At 69.7% G+C, this 15,163-nt stretch carries 10 protein-coding genes; 6 read left to right on the top strand and 4 right to left on the bottom strand.

Going from position 1 to position 15,163, the window contains the following annotated elements:
- Positions 1-159 precede the first annotated feature (159 nt).
- Positions 160-1,134 (bottom strand): glycosyltransferase family 4 protein, encoded by a 975-nt coding sequence (locus H6717_13095; GenBank protein MCB9577952.1) that lies wholly within the window; start codon positions 1,132-1,134, stop codon positions 160-162.
- Complete coding sequence (locus tag H6717_13090; GenBank protein ID MCB9577951.1) at positions 1,131-1,484, bottom strand: DUF971 domain-containing protein; 354 nt, start codon at positions 1,482-1,484, stop codon at positions 1,131-1,133. The genes H6717_13095 and H6717_13090 overlap by 4 nt, the downstream gene beginning before the upstream one ends.
- 99 nt (positions 1,485-1,583) lie before the next feature.
- On the opposite strand from H6717_13090, the gene rpsU reads away from it, so the two are divergent.
- From rpsU to H6717_13075, 3 genes are read left to right on the top strand one after another with little or no spacing between them, the layout of a single operon-like run.
- Positions 1,584-1,814, top strand: coding sequence for a 30S ribosomal protein S21 (gene rpsU, locus H6717_13085; protein ID MCB9577950.1), 231 nt, complete (start codon positions 1,584-1,586; stop codon positions 1,812-1,814).
- On the top strand, positions 1,811-2,998 hold the full coding sequence (locus H6717_13080; protein ID MCB9577949.1) for an aminotransferase class I/II-fold pyridoxal phosphate-dependent enzyme: 1,188 nt from the start codon (positions 1,811-1,813) through the stop codon (positions 2,996-2,998). The genes rpsU and H6717_13080 overlap by 4 nt, the downstream gene beginning before the upstream one ends.
- A 41-nt stretch (positions 2,999-3,039) precedes the next feature.
- Positions 3,040-4,344, top strand: coding sequence for a hypothetical protein (locus tag H6717_13075; protein MCB9577948.1), 1,305 nt, complete (start codon positions 3,040-3,042; stop codon positions 4,342-4,344).
- A gap of 7 nt (positions 4,345-4,351) precedes the next feature.
- On the opposite strand, the gene H6717_13070 is transcribed toward H6717_13075, so the two are convergent.
- Positions 4,352-5,638, bottom strand: coding sequence for a VWA domain-containing protein (locus H6717_13070; GenBank protein MCB9577947.1), 1,287 nt, complete (start codon positions 5,636-5,638; stop codon positions 4,352-4,354).
- Positions 5,639-5,743: 105 nt separating this feature from the next.
- On the opposite strand from H6717_13070, the gene H6717_13065 reads away from it, so the two are divergent.
- Complete coding sequence (locus tag H6717_13065) at positions 5,744-6,151, top strand: acyl-CoA thioesterase (GenBank protein ID MCB9577946.1); 408 nt, start codon at positions 5,744-5,746, stop codon at positions 6,149-6,151.
- 45 nt (positions 6,152-6,196) lie between these two features.
- Here H6717_13065 and H6717_13060 read toward each other — a convergent pair whose 3' ends face one another.
- Positions 6,197-6,910 carry a hypothetical protein gene (locus H6717_13060; protein ID MCB9577945.1) on the bottom strand — a complete coding sequence of 238 codons (714 nt, stop codon included), beginning with the start codon at positions 6,908-6,910 and terminating at the stop codon, positions 6,197-6,199.
- On the opposite strand from H6717_13060, the gene H6717_13055 reads away from it, so the two are divergent.
- Both H6717_13055 and pbpC read left to right on the top strand, forming a co-directional pair.
- The gene (locus H6717_13055; protein ID MCB9577944.1) at positions 6,909-12,752 is read left to right on the top strand and encodes an Ig-like domain-containing protein; all 5,844 of its coding nucleotides are present in this window, start codon (positions 6,909-6,911) and stop codon (positions 12,750-12,752) included. The genes H6717_13060 and H6717_13055 overlap by 2 nt on opposite strands.
- Positions 12,749-15,148, top strand: coding sequence for a penicillin-binding protein 1C (gene pbpC / locus H6717_13050; protein ID MCB9577943.1), 2,400 nt, complete (start codon positions 12,749-12,751; stop codon positions 15,146-15,148). Before H6717_13055 ends, pbpC begins: the two co-directional genes overlap by 4 nt.
- Positions 15,149-15,163 lie beyond the last annotated feature (15 nt).

The raw sequence follows: 15,163 nt of genomic DNA, 5'->3' as shown, positions 1-15,163 counted from the left end.
AGGAGCAGGAGCAGGAGCAGGAGCGGGAGCGGGAGCGGGAGCAGGGGGCGGGAGCGGGGGCGACGAGAGCTGTCGCGTTCGGAGGCTGGTGCCCACGCGCGGCTGAGCTACGACTACGCAATCCACGACGCGGCGGGCGCGTTGTGAGTTGCTGAGCGGTTAACGGACGAGCCAGAGGTCGGGGTCGGTTTCGGCCCAGCCGGAGAGATCGCCGGCGGGGGTGGCCACGACGGGAGTGCCCAGAGCGCGGGCTTCGCGGATCACGCTGGGCGCGCCTTCCAGACGCGAGGCGCTGAGCACGACGTCCGCAGCGGCGAGCCAGGTGAGGGCCGCGGAGCGAGGCAGACGGCCGAGGAGCTCGGCGCCGGGGAAGGCTTCGGCCAGGCGCTCGTGCTCCGGGCCGTCGCCCAGGACGATGACACGGGCATCGGGCACCAGGGTTGCCGCGCTCAGGGCGACGTCCACGCGCTTGTCGCCCACCAGCCGGGCGGCGATCACCAGCACACGCTCGTGGGCTTCGAGCCCCAGCTCGAAGCGGGCTTGGTCGTGGGTCGGAGCGCCGTCGAGGCTCAGGGCGCAGGGCTCGACGCGACTGTGGCGCGCGAGGTCGAAGGTCGTGTGCGCGTCGAGCACGTGCAGCAGCTCTCGTGAGACGAAGCGGAACGTCGCCTTGCGGCGGATCAGCGACGCCAGCACGTGCTCGCGAAACGCCGCCGGCGCTCGGCACAAGAGCCGCGCGTCCGTGCCGTGCACTACGACCTCGATGGGAGCGCTGCCCGCGATGGCAATGGGCCAACCCGCGGGGACGAGCCAGTGGGCCACGATGCGATCGATCCCCGAGAGATCTGCGAGCACGCGCCGGGCCTCGAGGACGAAGCGCGTGGCGCCCAGCGTGCGCAGGGGACGCTCGCGAAGGCGCGCCACGGCGCCGGGCCAACCGAAGGCCCCCGCGTCGGGCAGCTCGATCAGGGTGAGGGGACCGCGGTGTGACCGCGGCGGACCAACACCCTGAGGACAGATCACGGTCACGTCGTGACCTTCCTCCGCGAGCTCCAGTGCCTCCGCCTCCACGAAATGCCCCGCCGGATCCTCCGGCGACGAGGGAAACGATGTGGAGACGATGGCGACCTTCATTTGCGGGGCAATTCGCCCAGCTCTCGCAGGCCGTCGGTGCCGTGCTCCTCGAGCAGCTCGCCCAGGGTCCGGAGGTAGCGGAAGGAGTAGATGCCGCTCGAATGACTGTCGCCCCAGGTCAGGCCCAGGGCGTAGTTGCCGACCTGGGTGATATCCCGCAGCTCCTCGTTGTTGCCGGCTTGGAACACGATCGCCCCGCCATGCCCCTGGCACCCCGCGCAGGGGCAATAGCCTCGCAAAATACCGTTGGGATACGTGTAGTTGCGACCGTCACCAAAGGTGAGGGTGACGTCTTTGGCGCCGTGGGGGGCGCGCACGGCGGTGAGCTGGGTGCGAGGGTCCGGAGCCATCTGCCGCGGGTACAATGGGGGCGGCCGAGGGCGCTGTAAAGCGGGGGCCGAGAAACGGGCTTGCCAGGCGCGGTCTGCTCTGTCATATCCAGCCCCCCCGTGAGCAATCCCAGCGAAGCAGTTCAGTGTAAGCCTCTCGAGGTCCAGGTCGGAGACAAGGGCATCGAGCGGGCCATCAAGCACCTCAAGCGCAAGATGGCGGCGGAGGGCATCCTCCGTGAGCTCAAGCGCCGCCGGCACTACATGAAGCCGTCCGTGAAGCGGCGCAAGAAGATGAGCGAGGCCGCTCGTCGCCGCCGCAAGCGCCAAAAGACCGATCAGGCGCCCTGAGCCGAGTGGCTCGCAAGAAGCCCGGTCTGTCGACGCTCAGCGTTCATGCGTCTGAGCGTCGTGACGCGTCCGGCGCTCTGGATTGTCCGCTGGTCCTCTCCAGCGCCTTCGCCTTCGAGTCGGCGGAGGTCGCTGCCGCCGCCTTTCGCGGCGAGAACGAGCACCTGATCTACGGCCGTTGGGGGAACCCCACCGTCAGTGAGCTCGAGGCGCGCGTCGCCGCCCTCGAAGAAGCAGAAGCCGGCGCTGCCACTGCCAGCGGGATGGCAGCGGTGTCCGGCGCGATCCTGTCGCTGGCCAAAGCAGGGGACCACGTGGTGGCTCCCTTGGCTTGTTATGGCGAGACGGCGCGCCTACTCCGGGAGCGGCTACCAGAGCTCGGCATCGAGACGACCTTCGTCGATGCCACCAGCGTGGCGGCCTACCGCAGCGCGTGTCGTCCCGAGACGCGCGTGCTGTACGTCGAGACGCCCGCGAACCCGAACCTCGCGATCACCGACATCGAAGCCGTGGTCGCTCTCGCCCGCGAGCGCGGCGCGCTGGTGGTGGCGGACAACACCTTCGCGACGCCCTACTGCCAGACGCCGCTGGCGCTGGGAGTGGATCTCGTCGTCCACTCCCTCACCAAGGCGCTGGGCGGACATGGGGACGCCATCGGCGGCGTGGTCGTGGGCAGCGCCGAGCGCGTGGCCCGGGTGCGCGAGCTCACGCTCAAGAGCTTCGGCAGCGTGCTGTCTCCCTTCAACGCGTTTCTGGTCGCCCGCGGCCTCAGCACCTTTGCCTTGCGACAAGAGCGGGCTTGCGCGTCGGCCGCGCGCATCGCCGACGCGCTGAGCCATCGTTCCGGAGTAGCCCGCGTGCACTACCCGGGGCTCGAGAGCCATCCCGGGCACGACGTGGCTCGGCGACAGATGCGCGCCTTCGGCAGCCTGTTGTCCTTCGAGCTGACCGGCGGCGTGGACGCCGGCCGCCGGGTCCTGGACCGAGTCCAGCTCATCAGCCACGCCGTGAGCCTGGGGGACGTGCGCTCGCTGATCACCCATCCGGCGTCCACCACCGCTGCCAGCGTTCCCGCGGACGTGCGGCGGGCCGCCGGCATCGGGGACGGGCTGATTCGCCTCAGCGTGGGCATCGAGGACGCGGACGACCTCCTCGCCGACCTGGAAGCCGCTCTCGCGAGCTGAAATCTGGGCCAGTTACCGACACATCGGTACGGTCGGGGCCCATGTCCGTCGCCTCTGCCCAAGTGGAGCCGCGCGAGCTGCCGAAGCCGCCGGTTCGCATCCGAACCCTGCTCCTCGTGGCTCTGGTCTTCGGTACGGGCTACTGGCTCTACCCGCGAGCCATCGCTGCCTGGACGCTGCATTCTCGAGCGACGGCGCTGGCGGACTACGCGCTGTGCATGGTGGGCCCCACCGGACCCTCGCTGCTCCGGGACAACCCCAGCGAGTTCCGCGTGTTGGTTCGACGGCGGCTGATCTCGACGCCCGCCGCAGAGCGGCCGTTCTCCGACTGCGCCAAGGCGGCGCGGGAGCTCACCGGGTCCTCCGAGGTGGAGCAGGCGCATCGCACGCCGGCGTGGAGCTTCGTGGAGTACGGCGGCGCGGCCGCGGATCGCGCCGCCGCAGGCGGAAGAAACGAAGCCTCTCTGGACGACCTGCGGGTGACGACGCGCCCCTTGGCGCTGATGGCCAAGGAAGCATGGCCGTTCATTCGCGGGGGCTACACGCGCCTGGTGCGGCCGTCGCTCGGTGCACACGAGGCGGTGCACCCGGTGGAGCTGCCGCGCCCCAACGTCGGACGCGGACTACCGGCGTGGCGCGCTTGGTACCGCTCCGTGCAGAAGTCCGAGAGCGGCCCGCTGATGCTGGCCGTGGGCGCCGGGGCGAACCTGAGCGTGTACAAGAGCGCGGACGGCGGAATCAATTGGTCCCCCGCGCCGCTGAGCGGCGCCGCCGGCTTTGCCGGGCGCTGCTCCGAGGGTGAGCACACCTACACCTTCGCTCTCGACGACGACGGCAAGACCGTGATGGTCGGCTTCGAGGGTCCCGACGGCCCGCCGAGCCACACGCCACTGGCCAAGGCCCAGGCGCAGATCGTGGGCGTGGGCTGTGACGACCGTGCGGTGGCTGCGGCGCTGAAGGTGGAGTCGAGCCCCGAGGTCGCGCTGCGCATCTGCAAGTTCCGCAGCGGCTGCCGCACCGTGCCGCTGCCGACGTTCGGGGGACCGACGGCGCGGCCCCGCTTTCCCCTCGACGTGGCGCGCCTCGACGGCGTGACCATCGTGGCGGTACCCATGCACGACGTCGTGCGGGTCACGTCGTCGCGGGACGACGGCCGTACCTGGACGCCCTACAGCGTGGCCTTCGACCGCGCCGCGCACTCCGAGGTGCGGGTGGACGTGCCGATCCCGGACCGCCTCTTGGTGGTCGGCCAGCGCGTGCTGCTGTACGGCGGCGCGCCCAAGCCGAGCCAGACGTACTCGCTGTTGTTCTCGGACGACGCCGGCGCGAGCTGGCGCACCGAGTAGCCGCGGCTCAGGAGCCGAGGCAGCCGAGCAGGATGTCGATCTTCGCCTGCGAGTCGCTCTGCACCGCGGTGCAGGTGGAGGCACACAGGTTGATGGTCGTGGGCGAAAGGTTGTTGTCGTAGTACCAGCCGCCGCTCGGACCGCACTGACCCTGATCCGAGACCTTGGTGATGGGCTGCGGCGCGCCGCCACCGCCCGGCGTGTACTGCACGTTGACCTTGTCCGGATCCACCACGCCGCCTTCGGCCTTGGGCACGTTGTACTGACAGCCGATGGCGGACTGCTGAATGGCCTGAAGCGCAGCGATGAAGGCCAGCGGATCGCCGTTGCCCACGTTGTAGTAGTGGCAGGGCCCGGCCCCGCTGCAGTAGTTCGTGTGGGCCTGGGCACCGCCGGCGGTGGCGATGGTTTCCAGGGTGGAGAACGTCGCGCCGGTCATGCCGATCACGAAGGTGCGGATGCCGGTGGCGTTGTAGTGGGCTTGGACCAAGCCGCCGAGGTACGCGGCGCCGCTGTTGCAGCCGTTGGGCGCGCCGTCCGTGATCAGCACGCCGATCATCACGCGACCGGGTTGCACGTTCTTGCCGGTGTAGTCGACGAGACCGCGAATGCCTGCTTCCGTGGGCGTATTGCTGCCGCTGGCGGGCTGGGCGTTGAGGCTGTTCTGGAACGCCGTGATGTTGTTCGGAAGGATCGAGAGCGGCACCGCCGGGGTCGCGCAGGTGCCGCCGTTGGTGGAGCAGGAATACCCCGTGATGGGGAAGTACTGCAGCGCGACGCCCATGCCGACGGAGCTCGGCGCGTTGAAGAAGCCGTTCAGCGCGTTGATCGCGTAGCACCACTTCGACGCCGTGGTGTCGCCGATGTTGCAGTCGGGCGCCATGCTGCCGGATTGGTCGAGCATGATGTACATGTCGAGGGCCACCGGTTCCGCTTGCGCCGTGGTGGCCGCGCAGGCCGAGTCTTGCGTCACTCCGCCATCGCTGCCGACGGGGCCGTCGTAGGTGAAGGTGACGTCCGGAATGCCGGCATCCTCGATGCCGCCGGTCCCGCCCCCGGTGCCCGCGGAGTTGCCGCTGCCGCCGGCTCCCGCGGCGTTCCCCGCGCCGCCGGTGTTGCCGCCGGACGCGCCGCCGCTGCCGGAAGCGTTGCCGCTGCCGCCGGTGTTCGCCCCCGCGGCGCCCCCGCCCGCGCTCGAGCCGCCGCCGCCCCCGCTGCTGCCCGACGATCCGCAGCCGTAGAAGAACGATCCCGCGATAGCCAAGCAAGCCACACTCAACAAAGCTCTGCGCATGGTGGAAAGTGTCGAGCAAAACGGAACTTTGCGCAAGCGCTGCGCGAGCCCGACGCGTGTGCTGCCGTGTGGGTTCAGGTCGCAGACTCAGGTAGGATCCGCGCGATGATCACGTACCGCCGGCAGGTGCATTTTCATGAGGTCGACGCTGCGGGACTGGTGTTCTTTCCGCACTTCCTGACCTGGGCCCACGAAGCCATGGAGCAGCTGTTCGCCACGTTGGAGGGCGGGTACTCGGGGCTCATCGGCGTTCGCCGTATCGGCCTGCCCGCGGTGCGAGTGGAGAGCGAGTTCTCCGCACCGGTGCGCTTCGGCGACACCGTGGCGGTGGAGGCTTCCGTGGCGCGCCTCGGCAATCGCAGCCTGGAGCTCCGCTATCGCTTTCTTCGCGAGAGCGACGGCGTGCTGGCCGCGGAGGTGCGGCACACCGTGGTGAGCACGGACCTGACGCAAGTGAAGAGCACCGAGATGCCAAAGGACGTGCGCGCCGTGGCCGAGACGCACTTGGAGTGACGTGCGCGACGGGCATCGCGCCGCACCAACATCCAAACGAAAAGATCAGAAGCTGCGCTGGGCGATGGACGACAGGCTCGCGCGGACCCAGCTCTCCCGCGAGCCGGGACCCGTGACGGGGTCCACGTCCGCAGCCAGCAGCGTGAGAGCGCGCACCTGCACGCGAGCGCGGGCGAGCTCCGCGCCGGCGTCGGAGCGCTTCTCGAGCTCGGCCACCACGCCGCGCCACACGGCCAGCGCGGCGCCCCAGGCTCGGCCCTCCACGTACCAACGACCGAGCCGCTCGCGACGGGAGATGTCGTCGGGGGCGAGATCGACCGCGACCTGCAGGTCGTCGAAGGCCTGCCGCTCGTTGTTGAGCTTCTTCTCGAGCAGCGCGCGCCGTTCGAAGGCCAGCGCGCGGCCGTCCCGCACGCGCGTGGCCAAGGTGTAGACGCGGAGCGCTTCGTTCAGATCGCCGACGGCCTCTCGTAGCGTACCCAGGCCCAAGTACGCCGGGCCGAAGCCGGGATCCATGCGCACGGCTTCGGTGTACAGGCGCAGGGCGTTGCCCGTGTCGCCCACCCGCCAGCGGGCCTCGGCGCGGGAGGTGAGCTCGCGCGCGGCGGAGGTGGCCCACGACTCGTGGTGCGCCGGTGGCTTCGGGAGCTGCTTGGGCGGCGGAGGGGTGGCGGGCACGTCGTCGAAGCGCGCGCTCGGCTGGGCGAGGGCTGACCCCGTCAGGGTCAGCGCGAACAGCCAGATCCGGAGCGGGCGCATGCCGTCGGGTGGAATAGCACAGGCCGACCGTTGTGGCCGGAGGCCCGCAGGGCGCGGCAAGCGGCCCACACAGCAGCGATCATCGCTCGAAATACAGCGTGTTGCGCTCGCGGCACGGCCATTGCTGACTGCCGCGCGGAGGTCTGTCTTGAGTCGAACCCGAGGAAATCCGCGAGCACGTCTGCGATGGGTCGCGTTGGTACTGCTCGGCGCGCTGTCCGCCTGCATTCGTGGAGGCAGCACCATGCCGGCGGTCTCGCCCCAGGGCACCTTGGGGCTGGGCGCGGAGGACGCCCGAGGCAAGAGCGACGGACCATTTCGTGTGGTGTATTCAGGGCCCGAAGGGGAGGCGTCGGCGGGCAGCGAGATCAGCCTCGTGTTCAGCCGAGCGCTGCGGGAGCTGTCCCTGGCCGGCGACGAAGCGCCGCCGCCGGTGAAGCTCACGCCGGACGTGCCCGGACGCTGGCAATGGGTCGGGACGCGCGCCTTGGTGTTCGTGGCGGCCGGGGGCCACTTGCCGGGGGCGACGCGCATCTCCGTGGAGGTGCCCGGCTCCACGAAGGCGCTGGACGGTTCGCCGCTGGGCAAGCCGTATCGCTTCGCCTTCACCACGCCGCGACCTCGCGTCGTGCGCTCTTCGCCTTGGGATGGCGCCAACGGGCTCGAGCCCAAGACCACGGTGGAGCTTCGCTTCAACCAGCCGATCGATCCCGAAGCGCTCCGTCGTGTGACGCACGTGTCCGCGGTGCGTGGCGTGCAGTCGGCGCCCATCGCTTTCTCCGTGCGCCACAAGGACCCTCAGAAGACCAAGCTCCTCGAGCTCGTGCCCACGTCGCCGTTGCCGATCCACAGCGAGATACGCGTCGAGATCGAAAAGGGGCTCACCAGTCAGGAAGGGCCGCTATCCGCGGACAACGCCTACCAGCTCCGCTTTCACACCTATGGGCCCCTGGTGGTGGACAGACTGTCGTGCGATCGCGACACGCCCCACAAGGACTGCGCCCCAGGCGGATCCATCGGTCTCAGCCTGTCGAATCCGGTCAAGATCAAGAGCCTTCGCGCGGCCATCCGCGTGTCGCCGCCGGTGCCGCTGCGCTGGGACTCCTGGCGCGAAGACGACGACCTCACCTCCTACGTGGATCTCGTCGGCCCCTTCAAGCCGGGGCGGAGCTACACCATCAGCGTCGCGCCGACCATCGTGGACAATCACGGCCAGCGCATGGCGAAGCCGTTCAGCCAAACGGAGCGCATCGACGACCTGTGGCCCACGGTGGAGGTCGGCGTAGAGGGCGACGTGCTCGAGCCCAAATTGATGCGGCCGATCACCGTCGGCTCGGTGAACGTCAAGAGCTACGAGCTGGTCTCGCGGGCCGTGACGCCCAAAGAGGTGTTGGAGCTCGGTACGCTCTCCAGCTCCGAGAAGCAGTTCGACGCCCTGGCGAAGTCGGGCGTACGGACGGTCCAGCCACAGGGGGCGACGAATCGTCTCGTGTCGCGACCCGTGGACACGGGCAAGCTCTTGGGCTCCACGCACCGGGGCGCCGTGGCCATCGGCGTGCGCTACCAGCAGCGCAAGGACACGAAGCGAACCCGGGTGGAGCACGAAGTTCGTGTCGTGCAGGTGACGGATCTCGCTCTCACGGCGAAGCTCTCGCGCCACGGGTCCGTGGTCTGGGTCACGCGGCTCTCCAATGGAGCACCGGTGCCGAAGGCGGAGGTGCGCGTCCTTCGGCGCGGCAAGCCCGACGCCACGGTGATGGCGGACGACCTCGGCATCGCGCAGATCCCCGAGAGCGTGCTGTCGCCTCGCTTCTACGACTCGGGGGATCGCGACGCCCTGCTGGTGGCCAAGAGCGGCGACGATTGGGCCTATCGCATGGCGTCCGACTACCTGTCGCCCTGGCGCCTGGACGTGCCCACGGATCTCTCCGGCGATGAGCGAGCCCTGGGTCTGATCTTCACCGAGCGGGGCATCTATCGCCCCGGCGACCAGGTGATGGTGAAGGGCATCGTTCGCATGGAAACGGCGACCGGCAACGGCATCCCGAGCGGCAAGAGGCTGACCCTCACGCTGCAGAGCCCGGACGGTGAGTCGCTGGGCAAGCAGGCGCTGACGACCAGCCGCTTCGGCACCTTCGATGCCAAGGTGCGGGTGCCCAAGAGCGGCGCCCTGGGCAGCTACCAGCTGCGAGTGGAAGGGCTGGGGGAGCAGGCCATGGGCCAATACTTCGAGGTCCAGGAGTACCGCCCGGTGGAGTTCAAGGTGGGCGTCGACAGCGATCGGCCGGAGTACGTGCGCGGACAGAGCGCGAAGTGGACGGTGCACGGCGACTACCTGTTCGGAGCCCCGATGGCCAAGGCCGCCGCCCGGGCCACCGTCACCCGGGCTTCGACCTGGTTCTCACCCGCGGACAGCGAGGGCTACTCGACCCGGGACGACGTCTACTACGCGGACCTCGACGACGAGAGCATGAGCTCCGCCATGCTGGAGGACAAGCGCGGCACCCTGGACGAAAAGGGCACGCTGTCTCTGGCCGCGGATCTCGCGATGCCCGGACAACGAAACACCGAGATCGTCACCGTGGACGCCGAGGTGACGGACGTGTCGCGGCAGACGGTGGCGGGCAGCACCGCGGCGCTGGTGCATCCTGCGAGCTTCTACCTCGGCGTGCAGGACCTCCCGGATTACTTCGTGGACGCCCCCGGGAACGTGAAGGCCTCCATCGTGGCCCTCACGCCCAAGGGTGGTCGCGTCGCAGGCAAGAAGGTCCACGTGGATCTGGTGCGGCGTCGTTGGACGGTCGCTCGACAGGACGCCGGCGGCGGGCGGGTGCACTCCGTGAGCAAGCCGGTGGACACGGTGATGGGAGGGTGTGACGTGGTCACGGGGCAAAAGCCGGTGGCGTGCAGCATCGCCGTGCCGGAGGGCGGCTACTTCTTCCTCCACGCCAAGGGCAAGGACGAGCGTGGCAACCCCGTGAGCGCGTCGCAGTCGTTCTTCGGCATCGGCGCGGGCGGCGCGAGCTGGCGGGACGACGATCGCCGGAAGCTCGAGCTGGCGCTGAACAAGAAGGAGTACCACGTCGGGGATCAGGCCCGCGTGCTGGTCAAGAACCCGTTCCCCAATGCCGATGCGTTGGTCACGGTGGAGCGCGCCGGCGTGTACCACACGAAGCGGGTCAAGCTCAGCGGCCCCACGCCCACGGTGACGGTTCCGGTGACGGACGAGCTGCGGCCCAACGCGTTCGTGTCCGTGCACCTCGTGCGCGGACGGACTGGCGGCGCTCCGGCGCGAGGCAAGGCCGACGTGGGGGCGCCGGACTTCCGCGTGGGTTACGCGGAGCTGTCCATCGATCCCGAGGCGCGACGGCTGACGGTGGACGTCACGCCGGACAAGACCGAGCTTCGGCCGGGGCAGACGGTGAACGTGGGCGTGCGCGTGCGCGACGCAGCCGGCAAGCCGAAGTCCGCGGAGGTCACGCTGTACGCGGTGGACGAAGGCGTGCTGTCTCTCATCGGCTACAAGACGCCGGATCCGTTGCCCGTGTTCACCGCGCCGCGGCCGCTGCAGGTGGCCACCGTGGAGTCCCGCGATTCCCTCGCCAAGCTCGGCCTCGGAGAGCTCGGCAGCGCCTTGGGGCTGGACAAGGGCCTCGACGGCGGCGACGGCGGGGAAGGCAGCTCGGTGCGTCGCGACTTCCGTCAGAGCGCGTACTTCAACCCCAAGCTGGTGACCGGTACCGACGGCACGGCTCGGGTCTCCTTCAAGATCCCCGAGAGCCTGACCACCTATCGCCTGATGGCCGTCGCCACTTCCACGGACGATCGCTACGGCTTCGGCGATTCCCGGGTGGTGACGAGCAAGAAGCTCATGGCACGCCCCGCGTTGCCGCGCTTCGTGCGCACGGGAGACGCCTTCGAAGCGGGAGTGGTCGTCAGCGCCAAGCACTTCGGCCCGGCGGAGGTCACGGTCAACGCCAACGTGACGGGCTTGGAGCTGGGTGGTCCCGGCAGTCAGACGATCCAGCTCGAGCGCGACGAGTCTCGCGAGGTGCGCTTCCCGATGCGCGCCAAGACGTCGGGCGACGCCAAGCTCTCGTTCATGGTCAGCGGCGGTGGCCAGCGGGACGCCGTGGAGGTGCGCCGCAGCGTCAGCGTGCCGACGGTGATGGAGTCCGTTGCGCTGTACGGCAAGACGGACAAGGCCGCCGGGGAGAAGCTCGGAGATCTGCGCGCCATGCGCACGGACGTGGGCGATCTCACGCTCACCGTCGCTTCCAGCGCGTTGGTCGGTCTGGAGGGCGGCGTGGATCAGCTGGTGGAGTACCCCTACGGCTGCACCGAACAGCTCTCGAGCCGCTTGATGCCGCTCTTGCCGCTCCGGGATCTGGCCAAGGACTTCTCCATCCCGTTGCCCAAGAACGTGGACGGCGTGGTGGAAAAGACCGTGGCAGAGCTGGTCGCGCGCCAGAAGGGCGATGGCGGGTTCGGCATGTGGCCGGACTCTCCGGAGAGCTCGCCCTGGATCAGTGCCTACGCCTTGTGGACGTTGCATCAGGCCAAGGGTCGAGGGGCTGTCGTTCCGCCGCGGGTACTCGAGCGGGGCACGAGCTACGTTCGGAGCTACCTTGCGCGGCTTCGGGACGACCCGTTGTATCTGTCGACGGCGGCCTTCGTGGTGGACGTGCTGGCGGAGACGGGGGCGCCCGACGTCGGTTACATGGGGCGGCTGTTCGAGCGACGCAAGGAGCTGCCGATGTTCGCTCAGGCGCTGCTGCTGCACGCCCTCAGCATCAGCAAACAGAAGGCGGAGCTGATCGATCCGCTGGTAAGGGAGCTGGAAGGCAGCCTGTTCATCGAAGCCAACGCCGCCTACGTGAAGGAGAACCTCGGCGACGAGTACGCCGTGCTGATGGACTCTCCGGCGCGGAGCAGCGCGCTCGTGTTGCGCGCGCTGGTGGCGGCACGACCGTCGCACCCGCTGGCTGCGGAGCTCGCCCGGGGGCTGCTGCTGTCGCGTCGCGGTGGCACCTGGCGGTCGACTCAGGAGACGGCTTTCGCGCTCCTCGCCTTGGACGCCTACCGCAAGGCTCAAGAGAAGGTCGTGCCCGACTACGACGCCAAGGTGTGGCTCTCCGGTAAGGAGCTGCTCTCCACCACTATGAAGGGCCGCTCGGTCTTCGCCGAACGCCAGGTGATCGGCGCCGGCAAGGTGGCGGGCTCCGGCGGCGGCCTGCTGGTGTTCCAGAAGGAAGGCGCGGGCACGCTGTTCTACGAGGCTCGCCTGCGCTACGCGCGGCGCACGCTGCCGGCGCGGCCGCTGGATCGCGGGTTCTACATCCAGAAGACGCTGCGGCCGGTGTCGCCGGAGGGCTTGCCGGACGCGATGTCGACGATTCCGGAGGTCGGCGCCACGCGCTTCCCGGCGGGCTCCTTGGTGCTGGCGGATCTGGTGATCGTGACCCCCACGCCGCGACAGTACGTGGTGGTGGAGGATCCGCTGCCCGCGGGCCTCGAAGCCGTGAACTCCCAGTTGTCGACCACGGCGGCGTGGCTGAACGTACCCGGCTCCGAGAGCAGCGAGCAGTGCTGGGAGTGCGACGAGCAGGACGACGAGCTGGCGCACGGGACGGCGTTCCTCGACAGCTGGTACCGACGCGAGCTCAGAGACGACCGCGTGCTGTTCTTCGTCGATCACATGCCTGCGGGCATGTACCACTACCGCTACCTGGCGCGGGCCACGACGCCTGGGCGCTTCGTGCTGCCGCCGGCCAAGGCCGAGGAGATGTACACGCCGGAAGTTTTCGGCCGCACCGGTGCGCTGTCGGTGGAGGTGAAGTGAGGCTCTCCGAGCGCAAGCGACGCATCCTGCGCGTGCTCCTGGCGCTGCTCGTGGCACCGGTGAGCTGGCTCGTGGTGGCGGCGGCGCTGACGCCGCTGCCGCCGGACCTCGTCCGGACGCCGCAGGCGGGGAGCGTGGGCGTGCGGGTGCTCGACCGCGACGGTCGGCTGATCCGCCAGCTGCGGGCAGCGGACGGCGTGCGGGCCTTGCCGGTGCACCTTTCCGAGCTGCCGCCGGCGGTGCCCAACGCGTTGATCGCGGCAGAGGACGCCCGCTTTCGCTACCACCCGGGCATCGATCCGATTGCCATCGCGCGGGCGACGGGACAGCTCCTCTTGCACCGTCGCATCGTGAGCGGGGCGAGCACCATCACGCAGCAGCTGGCGCGGACGGCGTTCGACCGACCGCGGACCCTCGGCGGCAAGCTGCGCGAGATGGCGCTGGCGGTTCGCATCGACTGGAGCCTCGACAAGGACCGTATCCTCGAGGAGTACCTGAGCCGGGTGGAGTTCGGCCCGGGTCTGCGAGGTATCGAGGCCGCGAGTCGGCACTACTTCGACAAGCCGGCGTCCAGCTTGGGGCTGGCGGAGGCGGCCACCCTGGTGGCCATGGTGCGCGGCCCCGTGCTCTACGATCCCGAGCGCGGCACAGAACGCGTCCGGCGGCGTCGGGACCGCATCTTGGAGCGGATGGTGGACGCCGGCCTCGCGACGCGAGACGAGGCCGAGCGCGCCAAGGCGGAACCGGTGCGGCTGCAGCCCCGCTTTGCCGAGGGCGGCGCCGAGCACCTGGTGAGCGCGATTTCCCAAGGCAAGCTCGAGCCCGAGCTGTCCCGTCAGGGTGTGCTCTCGTCGGTACGAACCACGCTGGATTCTCGACTGCAGCACGAGGTCGAGACGCTGACCTACGAGACCGTGCGGCGAATGAAGGAGCACGACGCGAGCGCCGCAGCGGTGCTGGTGGTCGACAACGCCAGCGGGGAAGTCCTCGCCTACGTCGGCTCGCCGAGCTTCTTCGACGACGCCGCCGAAGGGCAGAACGACGGTACACACGCGCTCCGGCAACCGGGCTCCACGTTGAAGCCCTTCCTGTACGCGGCGGCCATGGAGCGGCGGGGGATGACGGCGGCGACGCTGCTCGCCGACGTGGAGCTGCACCTGGCGACGCCGGCAGGGGACTACGCGCCGAACAACTACGATGGGCGCTTTCACGGGCCGGTGCGCCTGCGCGAGGCACTGGCGAGCTCGCTGAACGTGCCCGCGGTGGCCACCGCGGCGGACATCGGTCCCGAGCGCGTGCTGTCCATGCTGCGCGGCTTCGGCCTCGACTCCCTCGATGCGAGCGCAGAGCACTACGGCGCTGCCATTGCGCTGGGCGATGGCGAAGTGCGGCTCGCGGATCTGGCGCGGGCCTACAGCGCCCTGGCGCGGGGCGGCGTGCTCGTGCCGCTGCGCTACGTGAGCCGTGCGACGTTCGCCGACGGTCGCAGCGTGCAGCTGCAGAAACGTGACGAGCGCCGCGTGGTGCGGCCGGAAACCGCCGCGCTCCTCAGCGACGTGCTCTCGGATCCCCACGCCCGGGCTGCCGCCTTCGGGCGTGGCAACGCGCTGGAGCTGCCCTTCGCCGTGGCCGCGAAGACCGGCACCAGCAAGGGCTATCGGGACAACCTCACCGTCGGGTTCACCCACGAGGTGACGGTCGCGGTGTGGGTCGGGAACTTCGATGGCTCACCGATGGTGCACACCAGCGGTGTGACCGGCGCGGGTCCGTTGTTTCACGACGTGATGGTGGCGGCCATGCGCGGGCGTGAGCCTGCGCCGCTGGTGGATGGCGAGGGTCTGGTGGACGTCACGGTGTGCCCGCTGAGCGGAATGCTACCGGGACCAAACTGTCCGCATCGTCATCACGAGCGCTTCGTGCGCGGCACCGAGCCCCACGAGAGCTGCAGCTTCCACGTGCGTCGCTGGGTGGATCGAAGCGACGGCCTGCTGTCCGCCGGGAGCTGCGCCGGGGCCGAAGAGCGCGTGTTCGAGAGCTACCCCGCGCGGTTTTTGCCCTGGGCTCGCGCCGCTGGGCGGCCGTTGGCTCCGACGAACGCTTCGCCGCGCTGCCCCGCGGCGAAGCCGGTGGAGTCCGACGTGGCCGTGGCCTATCCCTACGCCGGAGCGCGCTTCGTGCTGGATGGCGGCCTCACGTCTCGCGCCCAGGCGATCGTGTTGTCCGCCCGCGTGTCATCGGAACGCTCCACGGTGCGCTTCGTGGTGGACGGGCGAAGCCTCGCCGTGGTCGGCGCGCCGTATCGCACCGTGTGGCCGCTCACCCGCGGCGAGCACAGCGTCCGTGTGGAGACGCTCGACGGACGCCGCAGCGAGCCGGTGAGCTTCGTCGTGGATTGAGGTTTCCGCGGCGCC

The organism is Polyangiaceae bacterium (assembly GCA_020633235.1).
Taxonomy (GTDB): Bacteria; Myxococcota_A; Polyangia; order Polyangiales; family Polyangiaceae; genus JACKEA01.
Note: the sequence above shows the minus strand (reverse complement) of the source record. Positions and strands in the feature narration are given on the sequence as shown.

What these genes read in the sequence shown, in the direction of transcription:
- H6717_13090 (MCB9577951.1), bottom strand. Translation starts at nt 1,484, where the DNA reads ATGGCTCCGGACCCTCGCACCCAGCTCACCGCCGTGCGCGCCCCCCAC.
- H6717_13060 (MCB9577945.1), bottom strand. Translation starts at nt 6,910, where the DNA reads ATGCGCCCGCTCCGGATCTGGCTGTTCGCGCTGACCCTGACGGGGTCA.
- H6717_13055 (MCB9577944.1), top strand. Translation starts at nt 6,909, where the DNA reads ATGCCGTCGGGTGGAATAGCACAGGCCGACCGTTGTGGCCGGAGGCCC.
- H6717_13095 (MCB9577952.1), bottom strand. Translation starts at nt 1,134, where the DNA reads ATGAAGGTCGCCATCGTCTCCACATCGTTTCCCTCGTCGCCGGAGGAT.
- H6717_13070 (MCB9577947.1), bottom strand. Translation starts at nt 5,638, where the DNA reads ATGCGCAGAGCTTTGTTGAGTGTGGCTTGCTTGGCTATCGCGGGATCG.
- H6717_13075 (MCB9577948.1), top strand. Translation starts at nt 3,040, where the DNA reads ATGTCCGTCGCCTCTGCCCAAGTGGAGCCGCGCGAGCTGCCGAAGCCG.
- H6717_13065 (MCB9577946.1), top strand. Translation starts at nt 5,744, where the DNA reads ATGATCACGTACCGCCGGCAGGTGCATTTTCATGAGGTCGACGCTGCG.